This window comes from Ruegeria sp. BG6 (genome assembly GCF_056538465.1).
The window spans coordinates 42,273-60,151 of the sequence record NZ_JBQFTB010000003.1 but is presented as its reverse complement, the minus strand read 5'-3'; the positions used below and the strand labels follow the sequence as shown (position 1 = coordinate 60,151).

The 17,879-nt window shown below is 58.8% G+C and carries 21 protein-coding genes; 18 read left to right on the top strand and 3 right to left on the bottom strand.

The genetic code is table 11. The features are described from left to right. Genes ACR0JW_RS07260 through ACR0JW_RS07210 form a run of 11 tightly spaced genes read left to right on the top strand, consistent with a single transcriptional unit; the run spans position 1 to position 10,475 of the window. Positions 1-207, top strand: a complete 207-nt coding sequence (locus ACR0JW_RS07260; protein WP_170677820.1) for a hypothetical protein — start codon at positions 1-3, stop codon at positions 205-207. After that, positions 208-702 carry an NADH-quinone oxidoreductase subunit NuoI gene (gene nuoI / locus ACR0JW_RS07255; protein ID WP_170677818.1) on the top strand — a complete coding sequence of 165 codons (495 nt, stop codon included), beginning with the start codon at positions 208-210 and terminating at the stop codon, positions 700-702. Next, positions 699-1,109 carry a carboxymuconolactone decarboxylase family protein gene (locus ACR0JW_RS07250; protein ID WP_010442761.1) on the top strand — a complete coding sequence of 137 codons (411 nt, stop codon included), beginning with the start codon at positions 699-701 and terminating at the stop codon, positions 1,107-1,109. Before nuoI ends, ACR0JW_RS07250 begins: the two co-directional genes overlap by 4 nt. Next, on the top strand, positions 1,106-1,708 hold the full coding sequence (locus ACR0JW_RS07245) for an NADH-quinone oxidoreductase subunit J (protein WP_170615376.1): 603 nt from the start codon (positions 1,106-1,108) through the stop codon (positions 1,706-1,708). The genes ACR0JW_RS07250 and ACR0JW_RS07245 overlap by 4 nt, the downstream gene beginning before the upstream one ends. Positions 1,709-1,712: 4 nt before the next feature. Further along, positions 1,713-2,018 (top strand): NADH-quinone oxidoreductase subunit NuoK, encoded by a 306-nt coding sequence (gene nuoK, locus ACR0JW_RS07240; protein WP_005984024.1) that lies wholly within the window; start codon positions 1,713-1,715, stop codon positions 2,016-2,018. A gap of 6 nt (positions 2,019-2,024) precedes the next feature. After that, positions 2,025-4,214 carry an NADH-quinone oxidoreductase subunit L gene (gene nuoL / locus ACR0JW_RS07235; protein ID WP_480713762.1) on the top strand — a complete coding sequence of 730 codons (2,190 nt, stop codon included), beginning with the start codon at positions 2,025-2,027 and terminating at the stop codon, positions 4,212-4,214. Continuing rightward, complete coding sequence (locus ACR0JW_RS07230; RefSeq protein ID WP_170677814.1) at positions 4,214-5,758, top strand: NADH-quinone oxidoreductase subunit M; 1,545 nt, start codon at positions 4,214-4,216, stop codon at positions 5,756-5,758. The genes nuoL and ACR0JW_RS07230 overlap by 1 nt, the downstream gene beginning before the upstream one ends. 15 nt (positions 5,759-5,773) lie before the next feature. After that, entirely contained in the window at positions 5,774-7,216 is a 1,443-nt protein-coding gene (gene nuoN / locus ACR0JW_RS07225) for an NADH-quinone oxidoreductase subunit NuoN (protein WP_170677812.1), read from the top strand. Between the two features lie 54 nt (positions 7,217-7,270). Beyond that, on the top strand, positions 7,271-8,020 hold the full coding sequence (locus ACR0JW_RS07220; RefSeq protein ID WP_480713761.1) for a biotin--[acetyl-CoA-carboxylase] ligase: 750 nt from the start codon (positions 7,271-7,273) through the stop codon (positions 8,018-8,020). Positions 8,021-8,031: 11 nt separating this feature from the next. Next, complete coding sequence (locus ACR0JW_RS07215; RefSeq protein ID WP_480713760.1) at positions 8,032-8,811, top strand: type III pantothenate kinase; 780 nt, start codon at positions 8,032-8,034, stop codon at positions 8,809-8,811. Continuing rightward, positions 8,808-10,475, top strand: coding sequence for a ribonuclease J (locus tag ACR0JW_RS07210; RefSeq protein WP_170677806.1), 1,668 nt, complete (start codon positions 8,808-8,810; stop codon positions 10,473-10,475). The genes ACR0JW_RS07215 and ACR0JW_RS07210 overlap by 4 nt, the downstream gene beginning before the upstream one ends. Before the next feature lie 9 nt (positions 10,476-10,484). Here ACR0JW_RS07210 and ACR0JW_RS07205 read toward each other — a convergent pair whose 3' ends face one another. Then, on the bottom strand, positions 10,485-11,186 hold the full coding sequence (locus ACR0JW_RS07205) for an NUDIX hydrolase (RefSeq protein ID WP_170677804.1): 702 nt from the start codon (positions 11,184-11,186) through the stop codon (positions 10,485-10,487). Positions 11,187-11,195: 9 nt separating this feature from the next. Beyond that, entirely contained in the window at positions 11,196-11,594 is a 399-nt protein-coding gene (locus ACR0JW_RS07200; protein ID WP_170677802.1) for a DUF983 domain-containing protein, read from the bottom strand. 198 nt (positions 11,595-11,792) lie between these two features. Here ACR0JW_RS07200 and ACR0JW_RS07195 point away from each other — a divergent pair, with 198 nt between their 5' ends. From ACR0JW_RS07195 to ACR0JW_RS07180, 4 genes are read left to right on the top strand one after another with little or no spacing between them, the layout of a single operon-like run. Further along, a complete protein-coding gene (locus tag ACR0JW_RS07195; protein ID WP_170677800.1) occupies positions 11,793-12,260 on the top strand; it encodes an EF-hand domain-containing protein in 468 nt (155 codons plus the stop codon). A 6-nt stretch (positions 12,261-12,266) separates the two neighbouring features. Further along, positions 12,267-12,881: an RNA polymerase sigma factor gene (locus tag ACR0JW_RS07190; protein ID WP_170824648.1), complete on the top strand. Its 615-nt coding sequence runs from the start codon at positions 12,267-12,269 to the stop codon at positions 12,879-12,881. Then, complete coding sequence (locus ACR0JW_RS07185; protein ID WP_170677796.1) at positions 12,874-13,221, top strand: hypothetical protein; 348 nt, start codon at positions 12,874-12,876, stop codon at positions 13,219-13,221. Before ACR0JW_RS07190 ends, ACR0JW_RS07185 begins: the two co-directional genes overlap by 8 nt. Continuing rightward, entirely contained in the window at positions 13,218-13,691 is a 474-nt protein-coding gene (locus ACR0JW_RS07180) for a periplasmic heavy metal sensor (protein ID WP_170677794.1), read from the top strand. Before ACR0JW_RS07185 ends, ACR0JW_RS07180 begins: the two co-directional genes overlap by 4 nt. Before the next feature lie 18 nt (positions 13,692-13,709). Here the strand turns inward: ACR0JW_RS07180 and ACR0JW_RS07175 are convergent, their stop codons facing one another. Continuing rightward, positions 13,710-15,110 (bottom strand): diguanylate cyclase, encoded by a 1,401-nt coding sequence (locus tag ACR0JW_RS07175; protein WP_480713759.1) that lies wholly within the window; start codon positions 15,108-15,110, stop codon positions 13,710-13,712. A gap of 88 nt (positions 15,111-15,198) precedes the next feature. Here ACR0JW_RS07175 and ACR0JW_RS07170 point away from each other — a divergent pair, with 88 nt between their 5' ends. The 3 genes from ACR0JW_RS07170 to ACR0JW_RS07160 all read left to right on the top strand — a co-directional run bounded on the left by ACR0JW_RS07170 (position 15,199) and on the right by ACR0JW_RS07160 (position 17,875). Beyond that, a complete protein-coding gene (locus ACR0JW_RS07170) occupies positions 15,199-15,483 on the top strand; it encodes a DUF3572 domain-containing protein (protein WP_170615403.1) in 285 nt (94 codons plus the stop codon). Positions 15,484-15,507: 24 nt separating this feature from the next. Then, the gene (locus ACR0JW_RS07165; protein WP_480713758.1) at positions 15,508-16,209 is read left to right on the top strand and encodes an HAD family hydrolase; all 702 of its coding nucleotides are present in this window, start codon (positions 15,508-15,510) and stop codon (positions 16,207-16,209) included. A gap of 106 nt (positions 16,210-16,315) precedes the next feature. After that, the gene (locus ACR0JW_RS07160) at positions 16,316-17,875 is read left to right on the top strand and encodes a trimethylamine methyltransferase family protein (protein ID WP_170677788.1); all 1,560 of its coding nucleotides are present in this window, start codon (positions 16,316-16,318) and stop codon (positions 17,873-17,875) included. Positions 17,876-17,879: the final 4 nt, after the last annotated feature.

Genomic DNA, 17,879 nt, shown 5'->3' with positions numbered 1-17,879 from the left:
ATGGCGGCTAAAGACTTTGCGCGGACTTGGGAACAGCTGGATAACTCTGAAAAGTCGTGGTTTGCCGATTGCGTGGGTGAGTATCTGGAAAAGAACTTCGATGTCACTTCGTCAGCGGGCCGGTTGGGACGGATTGATGGAATTGACAGTCGTGCAGTTGTTGAAGCCATCGATTTTTCGTGTCGTCGGATGGTAGAGGAAAAGTAAATGACCCAGATCGACTACACCCGCGCTGCCAAGTATTTCCTGCTGCAGGATTTCTGGGTCGGTATGAAACTGGGGCTGAAGTACTTCTTCGCGCCCAAGGCCACCTTGAACTACCCGCATGAAAAGGGCCCTCTGTCGCCACGTTTCCGGGGGGAACACGCTCTGCGCCGCTATCCGAATGGCGAAGAACGCTGCATCGCCTGCAAACTGTGCGAGGCGATTTGTCCGGCGCAGGCCATTACCATCGACGCCGAGCCGCGCGAAGATGGCAGCCGCCGCACCACGCGCTATGACATCGACATGACCAAGTGCATCTATTGCGGCTTCTGCCAAGAGGCCTGCCCGGTCGATGCAATCGTCGAAGGCCCGAACTTTGAATTCGCGACAGAAACCCGGGAAGAGTTGTTCTACGACAAGGAAAAACTCCTGTCGAACGGTGAACGCTGGGAAGCCGAAATTGCCCGCAATCTGGAAATGGACGCGCCGTACAGATGAGTGACAGCCCGACAAATCCGTTCGAGCTGATGATGAAGCAGGCTCAGGACATGGCCAAGGCGATGAACCCGGCGATGGAGAATTTCTCGCCCAAGGGTTTCGAAGCGCTGTGGCCGACCATGCCCAAAGAGGTCATGGAGATGATGTTCGGCAACACCGTCAACAAGGACGGGCTGGACGCTAAGACCCGCCTGCTGCTGACGCTGGCCGGGTTGACCTGTCAGGGCGCACAGGCGGACTCAGCGGTTCGGCAGACTGTCCGCCACGCGCTTGAGGCTGGTGCCAAGAAACAAGAGATCGTGGAAACGATCGGTCAGATGTCGGTCTTTGCCGGCATCCCGGCCATGACCCGCGCGCTGGATCTGGCGCAAGAGGTCATGGGCGATAACGAGGATGAGGATCAATGACCGTCTTTGCCTTCTATCTGTTTGCCATCAGCGCCATTACCGGCGGGTTGTTCACGGTGATCAGCCGACAACCGGTGCACTCGGTGCTGTGGCTGATCCTGTCCTTCCTGTCCGCGGCGGGACTGTTCGTGCTGCTGGGGGCGGAATTCGTGGCGATGCTGCTGATCATCGTTTATGTCGGCGCGGTCGCGGTTCTGTTCCTCTTCGTGGTGATGATGCTGGACGTAGACTTTGCTGAGCTCAAGGCTGAGATGGCGCGCTATATGCCGCTGGCTCTGCTGATCGGTCTGGTCATCCTGATGCAGTTCGTCATGGCCTTTGGGGCCTGGGACAGCGCTCAGGGCGCAGCGGCCAATCTGGCACAACCGGTCCCGGCAGACCGCCACAACACCGAGGCACTGGGTGTAATTCTTTACGATCAATACTTCCTTCTGTTCCAACTGGCAGGCCTGATCCTGCTGGTGGCCATGATCGGCGCCATCGTGCTGACCCTGCGCCACCGTCAGGACATCAAGCGTCAGGACATCGTCGGCCAGATGATGCGCGACCCAGCCAAGGCGATGGAGTTGAAGGACGTGAAACCGGGGCAGGGACTTTGAGACGATGATCGGACTTGAACACTATCTTACGGTCGCGGCGACGCTGTTCGTCATCGGCATCTTCGGTCTCTTCCTGAACCGCAAGAACGTCATCATCCTGCTGATGAGCATCGAGCTGATGCTGTTGGCGGTGAATATCAACCTCGTGGCGTTTTCCAGTTTCTTGGGCGATCTGGTCGGGCAGGTGTTCACGCTGTTCGTGCTGACCGTGGCGGCGGCCGAGGCGGCGATTGGTCTGGCCATTCTGGTCTGCTTCTTCCGCAACCGTGGCACCATCGCGGTTGAAGACGTCAATATGATGAAGGGGTAAGGGAATATGGAAACTACCATCCTCTTTGCCCCGTTGGTGGGCGCGCTGCTCTGCGGGTTCGGCTGGAAGTTCATTGGCGAGAAGGCCGCCATGTGGACTGCAACAGGCCTGCTGTTTCTGGCCTGTCTGCTGTCGTGGATTGTTTTCTTCACCTTTGATGGTGTGACCCAGCAGATCGAGATCATGCGCTGGATCGAGAGCGGTTCGCTGTCGACAAGCTGGGCCATACGTCTGGACCGCCTGACCGCGATCATGCTGATCGTGGTAACGACCGTTTCGGCGCTGGTTCACCTCTACTCCTTCGGCTACTTGGATCACGACCCGCAATGGCGCGAGGGCGAAAGCTATAAGCCGCGCTTCTTTGCCTATCTGTCGTTTTTTACATTTGCCATGCTGATGCTGGTGACAGCTGATAATCTGGTTCAGATGTTCTTTGGCTGGGAAGGCGTGGGCGTCGCATCCTACCTGCTGATCGGGTTCTATTATCGCAAATCCAGCGCCAATGCGGCCGCGATGAAAGCCTTTATCGTCAACCGAGTGGGTGACTTTGGCTTCGCGCTGGGGATTTTCGCGCTGTTTTTCCTGACGGACAGCATCAACTTCTCGGACATCTTTGCATCAGCTCCGGCATTGGCCGAAGAAAAGCTGCATTTCCTGTGGGGTGAGTGGACTGCCATCGAGGTGATCTGTGTCCTGCTGTTTATCGGTGCGATGGGTAAATCGGCGCAGTTGATCCTGCACACCTGGTTGCCGGACGCGATGGAAGGCCCGACGCCTGTGTCGGCGCTGATCCATGCCGCGACCATGGTGACGGCGGGTGTGTTCCTGGTCTGCCGCATGTCGCCGTTGATGGAGTTCGCGCCGGGTGCGACCGGGTTTATCACCTTCCTTGGGGCCTCGACCGCATTCTTCGCGGCGACCGTGGGTCTGGTGCAGACTGACATCAAACGCGTTATCGCCTATTCGACCTGTTCGCAGCTGGGCTATATGTTCGTGGCCGCTGGTGTCGGCATGTATTCCGCTGCGATGTTCCACCTTCTGACGCACGCGTTCTTCAAGGCGCTGCTGTTCCTTGGGGCTGGTTCGGTGATCCACGCGATGCATCACGAGCAGGAGATGACGGAATACGGCGGTCTGCGGAAAAAGATCCCCTATACCTTCTGGGCGATGATGATTGGTACGCTGGCCATTACCGGCGTGGGCATCCCGCTGACGACATTCGGCTTTGCCGGCTTCCTGTCCAAGGACGCCATCATTGAAAGCGCCTACGCGGGCGGTACGGGTTATGCCTTTTGGATGCTGGTCATTGCGGCAATGTTTACCTCATTCTACAGCTGGCGTCTGATCTTCCTGACCTTCTATGGCGACCCGCGCGGCGACAAGCATACTCATGATCACGCGCATGAAAGCCCGATGACAATGCTGGTGCCGCTTGGGATTCTGTCACTTGGTGCGGTTTTCGCCGGGATGCTCTGGTACAGCCCCTTCTTTGGGCATACCGACAAGGTCGGCAAGTTCTACGGCATCCCCGTGGCCGAAGCCTCGGAACATGCGGAAGGTCATGACGCCGAAACGCATTCTGAGCATGTGGCTGACGGGACCGCCGAGGAGCATCACGGTGACGAAACAGAAGAAGCTCATGCTGATACAGCGCACGCGGATGAAGGGCATGGCGAAGATGCCGCTCATGGTGACAAGGACGCAAAAGGCGGCGATCACCACTATGTCTTTGCCGGAGAACCAGGTGACGGCGCCTTGTATATCGCACCGGACAATCACGTTCTGGACGATGCACATGCGGCGCCGAAATGGGTCAAGGTTTCGCCCTTCATTGCGATGTTGCTGGGCTTTGTCGTCGCGTACTGGTTCTACATCGTGAACACCTCGCTGCCCGCGCGGCTGGCTGCGAACCAGCGTCCGCTGTACCTGTTCCTGCTGAACAAATGGTACTTTGACGAGATTTACGACGCGATCTTCGTCAAACCCACCGTGGCTTTGGGGCGGTTCCTGTGGAAACGCGGTGACGGCAACACGATTGACGGCTTCCTGAACGGGGTTGCCATGGGCGTAGTTCCCTTCTTTACCCGCCTCGCAGGCAAGGCGCAGACGGGGTACATCTTTACTTACGCCTTCTGGATGGTACTGGGCATCGCAGCCCTGATCACCTGGATGTCGATTGGCGGGGGCGCACACTAATGGATAACATCCTCTCCATCGTCACCTTCATCCCCGCAGCGGCCGCCGGTATTCTGGCGCTGTTCCTGCAAGGCGATGATGCCGCGGCACAGCGCAATGCGAAATGGATCGCACTGCTGGCGACTACTGTTACCTTCCTGGTGTCCATCGGCATCTATACCGGCTTTGATCCGTCAAACACCGGCTTCCAGATGGTGGAAGAGGGTGAATGGCTGATGGGCCTGAAATACAAGATGGGCGTGGATGGCATCAGCGTGTTGTTCGTTCTGCTGACCACCTTCATCATGCCGCTGACCATTCTGGCCAGCTGGAATGTCACGACCCGCGTCAAGGAATACATGGTTGCCTTCCTGATGCTGGAAACCCTGATGCTGGGCGTGTTCATGGCGCTGGATCTGGTGCTGTTCTACCTGTTCTTCGAGGCAGGTCTGATCCCGATGTTCCTGATCATCGGCATCTGGGGCGGCAAGGACCGCATTTACGCCAGCTTCAAATTCTTCCTCTATACCTTCCTCGGTTCCGTGTTGATGCTGGTGGCGATGGTCGCGATGTATTCGGATGCGGGAACCACGGATATCGAGGCGCTGATGACGCATCAGTTCTCGTCCGAAGGGTTCAGCGTTCTGGGCATCTACATTGTCGGCGGAATGCAGACGCTGATGTTCCTGGCTTTCTTTGCATCATTTGCCGTGAAGATGCCGATGTGGCCGGTCCACACCTGGTTGCCGGACGCGCACGTGCAGGCCCCGACTGCGGGCTCGGTCGTGCTGGCGGCGATCCTGCTGAAGATGGGCGGCTATGGTTTCCTGCGGTTCAGCCTGCCGATGTTCCCCGTGGGCTCGGCGGTGATGACCGATCTGGTGCTGTGGATGTCGGCCATCGCGGTTGTCTACACCTCGCTAGTTGCGCTGGTGCAGGAGGACATGAAGAAGCTGATCGCCTATTCATCCGTTGCGCACATGGGCTTTGTGACTATGGGGATTTTCGCGGCGAACCAGCAGGGTATTGACGGTGCGATCTTCCAGATGCTCAGCCACGGGTTCATCTCGGCGGCGCTCTTCCTTTGCGTTGGAGTAATCTATGACCGGATGCACACCCGCGACATCGAAGCGTACGGAGGTCTGGTGATCCGGATGCCCGCCTATGCGCTGGTCTTCATGCTGTTCACCATGGCCAATGTCGGCTTGCCGGGCACCTCCGGGTTCATTGGCGAATTCCTGACCCTGATGGGCGCATTCCAGGTCAACACCTGGGTGACTGCGATTGCCGCAAGCGGTGTAATCTTCTCGGCCGGATATGCGCTGTGGCTGTATCGCCGTGTTGTCTTTGGCGACCTGATCAAGGAAAGCCTGAAGGCAATGACGGACATGAGTTCGCGAGAGCGATTGATTTTCGCGCCGCTGATCGTGATGACCATCCTGCTGGGTGTCTACCCGTCACTGGTAACAGATGTGATCGGCCAATCGACCGCTGCATTGATTTCGAACTATGACACGGCTCTGGCCGCGGCTGAGGCCGCGACCCAGACGGCCGCCTCGCATTAAGGGAGCTTTGGAGACATGATCCAGGCTGATCTGACAATAATCCTGCCGGAAATCGTTCTGGCCGTGTATGCGATGGCTGCTCTGATCGGGGCTGTCTATACGACGAAAGACGGGCTGGCGCCGGTTCTGGTCTGGGCGACGGCAGGTCTGATGGCGCTGCTGTCCTTCTGGATTGCCACAAATGGCGACGGCACCAATGTCGCGTTCAACGGCATGTTCGTGGATGACGGGTTCTCGCGCTTTGCCAAGGTTGCAATCCTGTTGTCGGCCGCTGCCGTTCTGGTAATGAGCCAGGACTACATGACCCGCCGCGGTCTGTTGCGGTTTGAATATCCCTTGCTGGTGGCCCTGGCCGCTGTTGGCATGATGATGATGGTCAGTGCCGGCGACCTGATGTCTCTTTACATGGGATTGGAACTGCAATCACTGTCGCTGTATGTTGTGGCCGCCCTGCGTCGTGACAGTGCAAAGTCGACCGAAGCCGGTCTGAAATACTTCGTTCTGGGCGCGCTGAGTTCGGGCTTGCTGCTCTATGGTGCGTCGCTGGTCTATGGTTTCACCGGCACCACGCTGTTCTCGGGCATTATCCAGACGGTTCACCACGGCGACGTCTCGATTGGCCTTCTGTTTGGCCTGATCTTCCTGATCTCGGGACTTGCGTTCAAAGTGTCGGCCGTGCCGTTCCACATGTGGACACCGGACGTTTACGAGGGGTCGCCCACGCCGATTACGGCCTTCTTTGCCACCGCGCCTAAAGTGGCGGCGATGGCGCTGTTCGCCCGACTGATGCATGACGCCTTTGGTGGTGTGGTGAAAGACTGGCAGCAGGTGATTGTGCTGCTTTCGGTTCTGTCGATGCTGCTGGGTGCGGTTGCCGCGATTGGACAACGCAACATCAAGCGACTGATGGCGTTTTCATCAATCGCCCATATGGGTTACGCGATGATCGGCCTGGCTGCAGGCACGGAAATGGGCGTCAAGGCGATGCTGATGTATCTGGCAATCTATGTGACCATGAACATCGGCACGTTTGCCTTCATCCTGATGATGGAGCGTGACGGCAAACCGGTCACCGACATTGACGCTCTGCGCCAATACTCCAAGCGTGATCCGGGCAAGGCACTGGCCGTTCTGATCCTGATGTTCAGCCTAGCCGGGGTGCCGCCGATGCTGGGCTTCTTCGCAAAGTTCGGCGTCTGGCAGGCCGGTGTCGGCGCGGGGTTGACCGGGTTGGTCATTGTGTCAGCCATCGCTTCGGTCATTGGTGCCTTCTATTATCTGCGGATCGTGTTCTACATGTACTTCGGTGAAGAGAATGAAGAACCGATCGAGACACATTCCACACCGGTTCTGTGGGTCGCTCTGATGGGGTCGGCGGCACTCATGCTGATCGGCGTGTTCTACCAGTTCGGGATCGAGGGGGCGGCTGCGGCTGCGGCGGCGACACTTGTCAACTGATCTTCCCTTTCGCAACATTCAGGAGGCTCGGTCATTCGACCGGGCCTTTTTGACATGAGCAGGTGGCCCGCCGGATACGGCCTGCATGTTGTGCAGGAGGTGGACAGCACCCTGAACGAAGCGGCCCGGATCGCTCCGACTGCGCAGGGACCTGTCTGGATCATGGCCCATCACCAGACGGAGGCGCGGGGCAGACGGGGACGGGTTTGGGCCAATCCGAAAGGTAATCTGGCGGCGACCTTGCTGATGCGCCCACAGGGCAACCCGGAACAATCCGCCCTGCGAAGCTTTGTGGCTGCTCTGGCCCTGTTCGATGCATGCGTCGCTGTTTCAGGCCGGGCGTCCGGTTTGTCGTTGAAATGGCCCAATGACGTTCTGCTGAACGGTGGTAAACTGGCCGGCATATTGCTGGAAAGCACTGGCCACGGGCGCGAGGTGTCGCATCTGGCGATCGGCATCGGCGTCAACCTGACCGAAGCTCCGGGGGCGGATATGGTCGAACCCGGCGCTGTTCGGCCCGTATCGTTGTTGTCGGAAACAGGGGCGCAGGTTTCGCCCGAAGATTTCCTGACGGAACTTGCAGCGGCCTATGCCCAGTACGAAACGCAGTTTGTCACATTTGGGTTTGACCCGATCCGAAAGGCATGGCTGTCCCGTGCGGCCCGGTTGGGCGAGGTTATTACCGCCCGGACCGCAGCGTCAGAAACGGTTGGAACCTTCGAAACTGTAGACGCGACAGGAAACCTTGTCTTAAACACCGCGAAAGGCCGGGTGAGCATTCCTGCGGCCGATGTGTTTTTCTGAGGGAGGCGTACATGCTTCTGGCTATCGACTGCGGCAACACGAATACCGTTTTCTCGATCTGGGATGGCGAGAAGTTCCTGTGCACCCTGCGCACATCGACCCATCACGCCCGTACGGCTGATGCGTATTTCACCTGGTACTCGACCTTGGTAAAACACTATGGGATCGAAGCGGAAATCACTGATGTCATCGTCGCTTCGACCGTGCCGCGCGTGGTTTTCAACCTTCGGGTTTTTGCGGACCGTTTCTTTGATTGTCGCCCGCTGGTCGTGGGCCGGCCGGACTGTATGCTGCCCGTGCCCCCACGCGTGGATGAAGGGACGGTTCCTGGGCCGGACAGGCTGGCCAATGCCGTCGGTGCCTTTGACCGGCATGGCGGCAATGTCGTTGTGGTGGACTTCGGCACTGCAACCAATTTCGATGTGGTGGCCGCAGATGGTGCCTATGTCGGCGGCATCATCGCCCCCGGCGTGAACCTGAGTCTTGAGGCATTGCATCAGGGCGCGGCGGCATTGCCGCATATCGACATAACACGTCCGGAAAAAGTGATCGGGACAAATACGGTTGGCTGTATCCAGTCCGGCGTGTATTGGGGCTATTCCGGGCTGATCGAAGGGCTGATTTCCCGGATCAAGGCTGAATACGGAATGCCGATGAAAGTCGTTGGAACCGGTGGGCTTGCGCCTCTGTTCGATCAGGCCGACGTGGGGTTCGACGCAATCGAGGATGATCTGACGATGCACGGTCTGACCGTGATACATCGCTACAACAAGGAAAACGGCTCGGCATGAGCAGCGAAAGATTGATCTATTTGCCGCTGGGCGGCGCGGGCGAGATTGGCATGAACGCCTATGTCTACGGGTATGGCAAACCGGGGCAGGAACGGCTGATCCTTGTGGATCTGGGCGTGACGTTTCCGGATATGGATACCACCCCGGGCGTTGACCTGATCCATGCCGATATCTCATGGCTGCGGGAACGTGCGGACCGGCTGGACGCGGTATTCGTGACCCACGCGCACGAAGACCATGTCGGTGCGGTTGCGCATTGTTATGACGCGCTGAACGCGCCGATCTATGCGCGGGCCTTCACCGCCAATATCGCGCGCCGCAAGATGGAGGAATACGGCCATCTGGAGGACGCGGTGCGCACAGCGTCTGCCTGGCCCGAACAGATTCAGGTGGGTCCGTTTACGGTCGGATTTTTGCCGGTCTCACACTCCATCCCCGAAAGTGCGGCGCTGGTGATCGACACCCCGGCTGGCCGGATCGTGCATACAGGCGATTTCAAACTGGATGCCAACCCTGTTGTCGGCGAAGCCTTCGATCCCGATCTGTGGGCCGAAGTAGCCAAGCCCGGCGTCAAGGCGCTGGTCTGTGACAGCACAAACGTGTTCTCGTCCCATCCCGGACGCTCGGAAAGTGAAGTCGGGCCCGAAATCACACGACTGGTCGAAGAGGCCGACGGCATGGTCGTCGCGACCACATTCGCCTCAAACGTCGCGCGGGTCAAAACTCTGGCCGAGGCCGGTCAACGGGCCGGCCGGTCTGTTGTTCTGCTGGGGCGCGCCATGCGCCGCATGATCGAGGCCGCGACGGAAACCGGCATCCTTTCGGACTTTCCCCGAGTCGTCAGCGCCGAAGAGGCGGTGGATATGCCGCGTCAGAACCTGATGCTGATCGTGACCGGCAGCCAAGGTGAGCGCCGGGCCGCAAGCGCACAGTTGGCGCGTGGAAAGTATCGCGGACTTGAGTTGAAGGACGGCGACCTGTTTCTGTTTTCCTCCAAAACCATTCCCGGCAACGAGCGGGGCGTGATTTTCATCATGAACCAACTGAGCGAAAAGGGCGTGGATGTGGTGGAAGACAGTTCGGGTCTGTATCACGTTTCAGGCCACGCCAACCGCCCTGACCTTGAGCGGGTGCACGAGTTGATGAACCCGCAGATGGTCATCCCTATGCACGGTGAACACCGGCATCTGCGTGAACATGCGAAACTGGCCGAGGCGGGCGGCCGAACCGGTATGCTGGCCGTGAACGGGACGATGCTGGACTTAACCGGGGATACGCCCGAGGTTGCGGACTACTTGGAAACCGGTCGCACCTATCTGGACGGAACCGTCAAGATTGGCGCGCTGGATGGGGTTGTGCGGGACCGGATTCGCATGGCGCTGAACGGCCACGTGACTGTGACGGTTATTCTGGATGAAGAAGATGAACCGCTGGGCGAACCCTGGTGTGACACCATGGGCCTGCCGGAGCTTGGGTCGTCGCGCGCGGCGCTGGTCGAGGTGCTGGAGGAGGACCTGAACCAGTTCCTGATGCGGGCCGAGGCCAAAACCCTGCGCGATGATGACAGGCTGGAAGAAGCGATGCGACGGATCGTGCGCCAGAGCACAAAAACTGAGATCGGGAAAAAGCCCGAAGTTACCGTTGTCATCAGCCGGATGAAATAAGCGGACGGGTCAGTCTGCTTCGGGCATGGGATAGCCCTTGAGACGCAGAAACAGGCTGGCCTCTTCATTGTTCAGGAAAAACGGCACAGAGGCCGGGGGTGATGTTTCCGCGACCCGTGCAGCGATCTCGGCCAGAACAACTTCGGTGATGAAGGGCAGGTCAAAATCACGCGCCTGATCCAGCCTGACCCATTGTAGGTGCGACAGCTCGTCCGAGGCATGGCTGAAATCGTCCAGATCGCCTTGTACCTCATCGGCATCAACCAGAAAGAACCGCGCATCAAAGCGACGGGGGCGGCCCGGCGGCGTCAGTGCGCGAAACACGAACTGCAGGCCTTGCGCAGAGGGCCGAAAACCCATCTCGGCAAAGCCCTGCCAGTCTTCAGGGATGTCTCCCGGCCAGGTGCCCGGTTGCCCCAGGATCAGGCCGGTTTCTTCCCACAACTCGCGGATCGCGGCCGAAGCCAGCGCATTCTGCAAATTTGTCTCTGCCCGCTCGGCCAGACGGCCGTGGCACTTTGAAGTCAGCGGCGTGGCAAGCGGAACATCACCATCCGCGGCATCGACTGCACCGCCAGGAAAAACGAACTTGTTCGGCATGAAAGCCGCTTTGGCTCCACGCTGGCCCATCAGAATTGATGGCTCGGTCATTCTGTCCCGCAGGACAATTACGGTTGCGGCGTTGCGAATTGCAGTTTTGTCTGTGGTCATGCCTGTCCGTCACCGGGCTCGTTCGAACCCATGCATCCGCCGCGCCCACTGATAGGCCACGACGGCCCCCTTCATCCTGGGCAGCAAGGCAAGGGTCAGAACCGTACAGCCAATGGCGAAAACCAGGGCCATCGTCAGCGGATCAGGGCGCCAGTGCACATATGAGACGTGCAGCGCGGGCGCGAGCAAGTGGCCTACAATCAGAATGGTCAGGTATGCAGGGCCATCATCCGCCCGGTGGTGGTGCAGTTCCTGCCCGCAATTGCTGCAGCTGTCGTTGACCTTGAGGTAGCTGTGCAGCAGCTTGCCTTCACCGCATTTCGGGCAACGGCAACGAAAGCCTTTGACCAGTGCGGGCCAGGTCTCACGATCCTGAGGAGTTGTGGTGTCGATCGTATGATCCGTCATGATGAAAACTCGCGCATTCGAATGTCGCATATATTGCGCATCTTTGGGTCTGCTTGAAAGGGGGGTGCGTCGCAATGACCGCATCCGGCGAAAAATGGTCTGAAATAAATTTGGTTTTCAGCGACGGAAATCTGCGGCTGTCCCGTTTTAACACCATAAGCAGCGGCAATGGGGTCGCGCGAAAAAAGGAAACACGACATGCACAGCGCAAAGTTCATTTCGGCAATTGTTGTTGCGGCAGTTGCGATTACAGGCACAACGGCTTTGGCCGCAGGGTCGAAAACCCGGGAACCGGTGTCGTTTCAGGAACTGGATGCGAATGGCGACGGGCAGGTTACGAAAGACGAAATGCTGGCCCATCGCAATCAGCGATTTACCGATGCGGATGCCAACGGGGACGGCCAGTTGAGCGTTGAAGAGATGCAGGCCGCAGCGCAGAAAAAGACCAGCGACCGCATTGCAAGTATGTTTGAAGAACACGACGCCAATAACGATGGTTTCCTGACCACGGATGAGTTGCCGAAACCGCGCCGGGCTGACAAGATGTTTGACCGGATCGATGCGAATGATGACGGAACGATCTCGGAGCAGGAATTTGCGGATGCAAAAGACAGAATGGGTCGGCACCACAAGAAGCGTGGCAAGGCAGACTCTGACGACAGCTGATGCGGGATGGAGGATCTGACCTCCTCAACGCAAGACGTTCGCGGCGGGACTTGCGCCGCGGACGCAATCGGTGACGATGCGTTGCTGGAGCAGTTTGCCGCCGGCGACGCGGCGGCGGCGCGTGTTTTGACTGACCGGCTTGGCCCGCGCTGTTTTTCCGTCGCCTTGCGGATGCTGGGCAACCGAGCCGAAGCCGAAGATGTCACGCAGGACGCGATGATGCGCCTTTGGCAGATGGCGCCGGATTGGATGCCGGGGCAGGCCAAGGTTTCAACCTGGCTGTATCGCGTTGTGCTGAACCTGTGCGTTGACTTGCGCCGCAAGAAACAGCCTGACAGGCTGGCCGAAGGTGTCGATCCCGAGGATGACAGCGCAAGCGTGGTTGAACGCATGCAGGACGAGGCCCGAAAAGACGCGCTCCAATCCGCCCTGTCTCATCTGCCCGAACGGCAGCGACAGGCAGTTGTATTGCGGCATATCGAAGAGCTGCCCAACCCCGAGATTGCCGGGATCATGGGCATATCTGTAGAAGCGGTCGAAAGCCTGACGGCACGCGGAAAACGCGCCTTGGCGGGATATCTTGCCGGGCGTCGGGACGAACTGGGGTATGACGATGGCTGATGATGATACCGAGCTGAATCAAATGTTTGCGCAGGCCAGAGCCGGGCGTCGATACCTGCCGGACGATCTGGCGGTTCGGATTATGACGGACGCAGAACAAGTTCGACTGGATCGGCTTGCCAAACCTGTCCCGCCGGGGCGCAGCACGTGGCAACGCCTTCTGGACGGTATCGGTGGTTGGCAGGGCCTTGGCGGGCTGGTCGCGGCCAGTGCGGCGGGTGTCTGGATCGGGTTCTCGGCTCCGGCCTTTCTGCCGGACCCGGCGACGTATCTGTTCTCGCAGGACGCAACCTATGAAGTGGCGGACCTGGATGCAGTGTTCCTGGAGGATACGGAATGACCGAAACACCCAAGCCAAAACGCCGTTGGATGCCGATACTTCTGGCTGCGTCCCTGGCCCTTAACTTGCTGATTGTCGGTGTCGCTTTGGGGACTTTCATGAGGGTCAAGGGCAGCGATCATGCCAAGGCGCCGCCGGGGTTCGGATCGGCCCTTTACCGGGCATTGCCCAAATCAGAGCGAACTGCGATGCGGTCGGACCTGTCCGGTTTGCGCAAAGAGGGATCGCGGCACAGGTCAAAGGATTTCGCAGCTCTCAGCCAGGCCTTGCGAACCGTGCCATTCGATCCGGCCGCCGTCGAGGTTTTGCTGACGCAGCAGGCGCGGGCTTCGGCGGAATTGCAGGGTGCCCTGCAAGGGCAGTGGCTGGCGCGTGTCATCGCAATGAGCGATGCAGAACGGGCAGTGTATGCCGACCGGCTGGACGAGGTGACAAAACGCGGTCGGCATTGGCACAAGAAAAAGGACTAAAGCGCGCTGAAACCGGTGTTACGCCGCGCTTTGCCGGGTGCTGATCTGGTTGCGACCGGCTTTTTTCGCAGCATAAAGAGCTTTGTCTGCGGATTTGATCAAACTGTCCAGAAGCGCGTGTTCGGTTTGATATTGCGGGTAAGGGGGCCGAAACACGTTCAGGCCTATGCTGGTCGTGACTTGGGTGAACCCGTTCTGGTCCGGCAGCCAAAAGGGCCTTTCGCGGATCGATCTGCACATCGCATCTGCCAGGTTCAATGCCTGCGCATTGGTCGCGTCAGGCACCCCGATCATAAACTCTTCACCTCCGAAACGGGCGACAAAGCCGCGGGGGCCAAGCGCGTTTCGCATGCGTCTGGCCGCTTCGGTCAGAACATGGTCTCCGGCGGCATGACCATATCGGTCGTTGATTGCCTTGAAGTGATCAAGGTCGGCCAGCATCAGAGCGCACCCACGGCCGGTGTGCCGGGATTGCCGGACGATATGGCCAACGGCCTGCATCGCAAACCGGCGGTTGTTTAGACCTGTCAGCGGGTCGACCCACGAGTCAGCAAGTCCGCGACGCAATGAGGCGCGCATCTGATCGGTGCGGGACTTGCGGGCAATCAGACTGTCCAGTCGCAGCGCAATCTCACGTGCGCAGAAGTCGCCCAGGCAAACTGCGTCGGCCCCACGATCCAGCGCTTCGGCTGCATTGGGCGCGTGTTCTTTGTCCAGAACGCCGATCAGGACGGTGTGTCGTGTGGCGCTGCGCGATCTCAGGTCTGCCAGAACGTTGAGGGAAGAGGGCGCGGTGTTCAGGTCCACGACAATTGCATCCGGAACAGGACCTGACAGGATGTCTTTCAGGTTCGATTGGGTGTGCTTGGAAAGGTAATGATGCGTCTGCTGCTGCAGAGCCCGGCACCACGACGCACCTGTGCGGTGGGACGGGGCCAGAATTGCAACCCGCGATGGCGCGGCTGGTGCGATCAATGTGGCGGGAGGTTCGGCGAAGCCGATGGGAAGCGTATCTTCCTTGAACTGAAGGTCCTGCACGTCCGCGCGCATGCGCAGCAGGCTGCGAACCCGCGCCATCAGCAAATTGTCCTTGAACGGATGGGCCAGAACGTCGTCCAGCCCGGCAGACAGCGCCTCAAGCCGGGCCGCTTTGTCATTCTGCGGGGCGATGGCGACAACGGGGATGTCTCCAAGATCCGGAATGTTCTGAATCAACCGCTTTACATCTGCGGCGGTTCCATCTGCCAGCGCGAGCGCCGTCAGCACCAGATCCGGCCGCACACGGCGCAATAGGGGTGTCAGCCCCTCAAGCTTCTCACCCTGAACGACGTGATACCATGCCGCCGTAAGCTGAACCTTCAGCATGATGCGATTGGTCGAGGCCCCGTCTAGGACAAGGATCGTTCCTTGCACGGACATTTTCGTTCACCGTTGATTGCATGTGCTGCCAAAGTGTTTATGAGTCTGGTTAACAAACCCTTTCCAAGTTCTGATCCGAGGCTTGAATATGGCAATCTCCGGCAATTCGGCGGAAACTCTGGCGCTGAATGTGCTGACCTGGCTTGTCGGTAACGAGGAACTTCTGCCGGTGTTTCTGGGTTCGACCGGTGCATCGGTCGGCGATCTGCGCGCCCGCGCTGGCGAGCCGGATTTCATGGCGTCGGTTCTTGAGTTTCTGATGCTTGACGATTCGTGGGTGATCGCCTTTTGTGATGCCAATTCGGTCCCTTATGACTTGCCGGGTCAGGCGCGCGCCGCGTTGTCTGGCGAAGCCGATGTTCACTGGACCTGAGATGACTTTTTTGCAGGAGCCCCAATGCCAATAAACGCCATCGTGTTCGACAAGGACGGTACCTTGTTTGACTTTGCAGACACCTGGGGCACATTTGGGCGCAGTCTGCTGCTGCGTCTGTCATCGGGTGACAAATCAAAGGCGGAGGAACTTGCACTGGTGATTGGGTTTGATCCCGAGAAGGGGACCTATTCGGATGACAGCATCGTAATTGCCGCAAGCGTTGTGGAAATTGCAGAAGCGCTTCTTCCCTATTTGCCCGAGATGACCTGCGAGGCCCTGATCGAGTTGATCGACGAGGAATCCGCCGCGGCCCCACAGGCGCCGGCCGTTCCGCTTGTGCCTTTTCTGGAACAGCTACGGGAAGCCGGCTTTAAGCTGGGCGTTGCCACCAATGACAGTGAAAGACCCGCGCTGGAGCATCTGTCATCCGTTGGAATCCGGGATCATTTCGACTTTGTCGCGGGATATGACAGCGGCCACGGCTGCAAACCGGGACCGGGCCAGTTGCTGGCTTTTGCCGCACAAGTGTGTGTGGACCCGGCGAATGTGGTCATGGTTGGCGACAGCCTGCATGACCTGCAGGCAGGCCGCGCCGCCGGCATGACCACCATCGGGGTTTTGACCGGTCTTGCAGGCCCTGAAACGCTCGCACCGATGGCCGATGTTGTATTGCCGGATATCGGACATATTCCTGCTTGGCTGGCGGAAAATCGGTCGATCTGAGCGGATTTCGGCGGTTTGGAATAAGAAACCGACACAACCTGTCGCAGACAGAGCGGCCATGATCCAGACTTCGGGGCTTTTTTGATAAAAAGCCTCGGAGGAACAAATGGCCGACAGCAATACGCGCAGACGCAGAAGTGGTGGACGTTCGGGAGCCGCAGCTCGCCGGGGCAGCGCAGTCATCGATCAGATGCCGTGGAACCCACCCGTCAATATCGACAGACCCACCGAGCCGCTGGATCAGGCCGGGATCGAGGCGATCCACGAGGGCGCGATGCGAATACTCGAAGAGATCGGCATCGAGTTCTACAACAAGGAGGCGCTGGGCATTCTGCGCGAAGCAGGATGTACCATCAACGGCGACAATGTGCGCATGGGGCGCGACTTTGTCATGGAGATGATCGCCAAAGCGCCGTCAAGCTTTACCATCACGCCGAGAAACCCGGACAAGACGATCGAAGTCGGCGGCAAGACCATGCTGTTCGGGAACGTCTCTTCTCCGCCGAACTACTGGGATATGGAGATCGGCACCAAGGTTTCGGGGAATCGCGAGATGTGCCGGAACCTGCTGAAGCTGACGCAGTACTTCAACTGTATCCATTTTGCTGGCGGCTATCCGGTCGAGCCGGTGGATATTCACGCCAGTGTGCGACATCTGGACGTGCTGTATGACAAGCTGACCCTGACCGACAAGGCCATGCACGCCTATTCGCTGGGTAAGGAGCGCGTGGAAGATGTCATGGAAATGGTGCGCATCGCCAGCGGCCTCAGCCATGAGGAGTTCGAGTCGAAGCCGCGGATGTACACCAACATCAACTCGACATCACCTCTCAAGCACGATTTCCCGATGATTGATGGCTGTCTGCGACTGGCCCGTCGGGGGCAGGCGATTGTGGTGACGCCATTTACCCTGGCCGGGGCCATGGCGCCCGTGACCATGGCCGGGGCAGTCGCGCAGTCGCTGGCCGAAGCACTGTGTGCCATTGCGTTGTTTCAGTATGTACGTCCTGGTATTCCCTGTGTGATCGGAACCTTCACCTCAAATGTAGACATGAAGTCCGGCGCTCCGGCCTTCGGGACGCCGGAGTACATGCGGTCGACGCAAATGACAGGGCAGATGGCACGTTTCTACGGACTTCCGATGCGCTCATCAGGTGTTTGTGCCGCAAACGTCCCGGATGGGCAGGCGATTTGGGAGACATCGAACTCGCTGTGGGCAGCGGTGCAGTCGGGGACGAACATGGTCTACCATGCTGCAGGCTGGCTTGAGGGCGGCCTTATCGCAAGCCCGGAAAAATTCATCATGGATTGCGAGATTCTGCAGCAAATCCAAAGATATATGCAGCCAGAAATCTGCGCCACAGGGCCGGACGAGATCGCGTTGGATGCGATCAGAGCGGTTGGTAACGACGGGCATTTCTTTGGTATCCAGCACACTCAAGACCGATACTCGACCGCATTCTACCAGCCGTTTCTGAGTGACTGGAAGAACTATGAAGGCTGGGCGGCGGCCGGTGGCATCTGGACAGCCGAACGCGCGCATCACATGTTCAAGGAAATCATCACAAGCTTTGAACCGCCTGCATTGGATGAGGGCATTCGCGAAGAATTGGCCGACTTTGTCGCGCGGCGCAAATCTGAAGGTGGCGCGCCCACGGATTTCTAGGAAT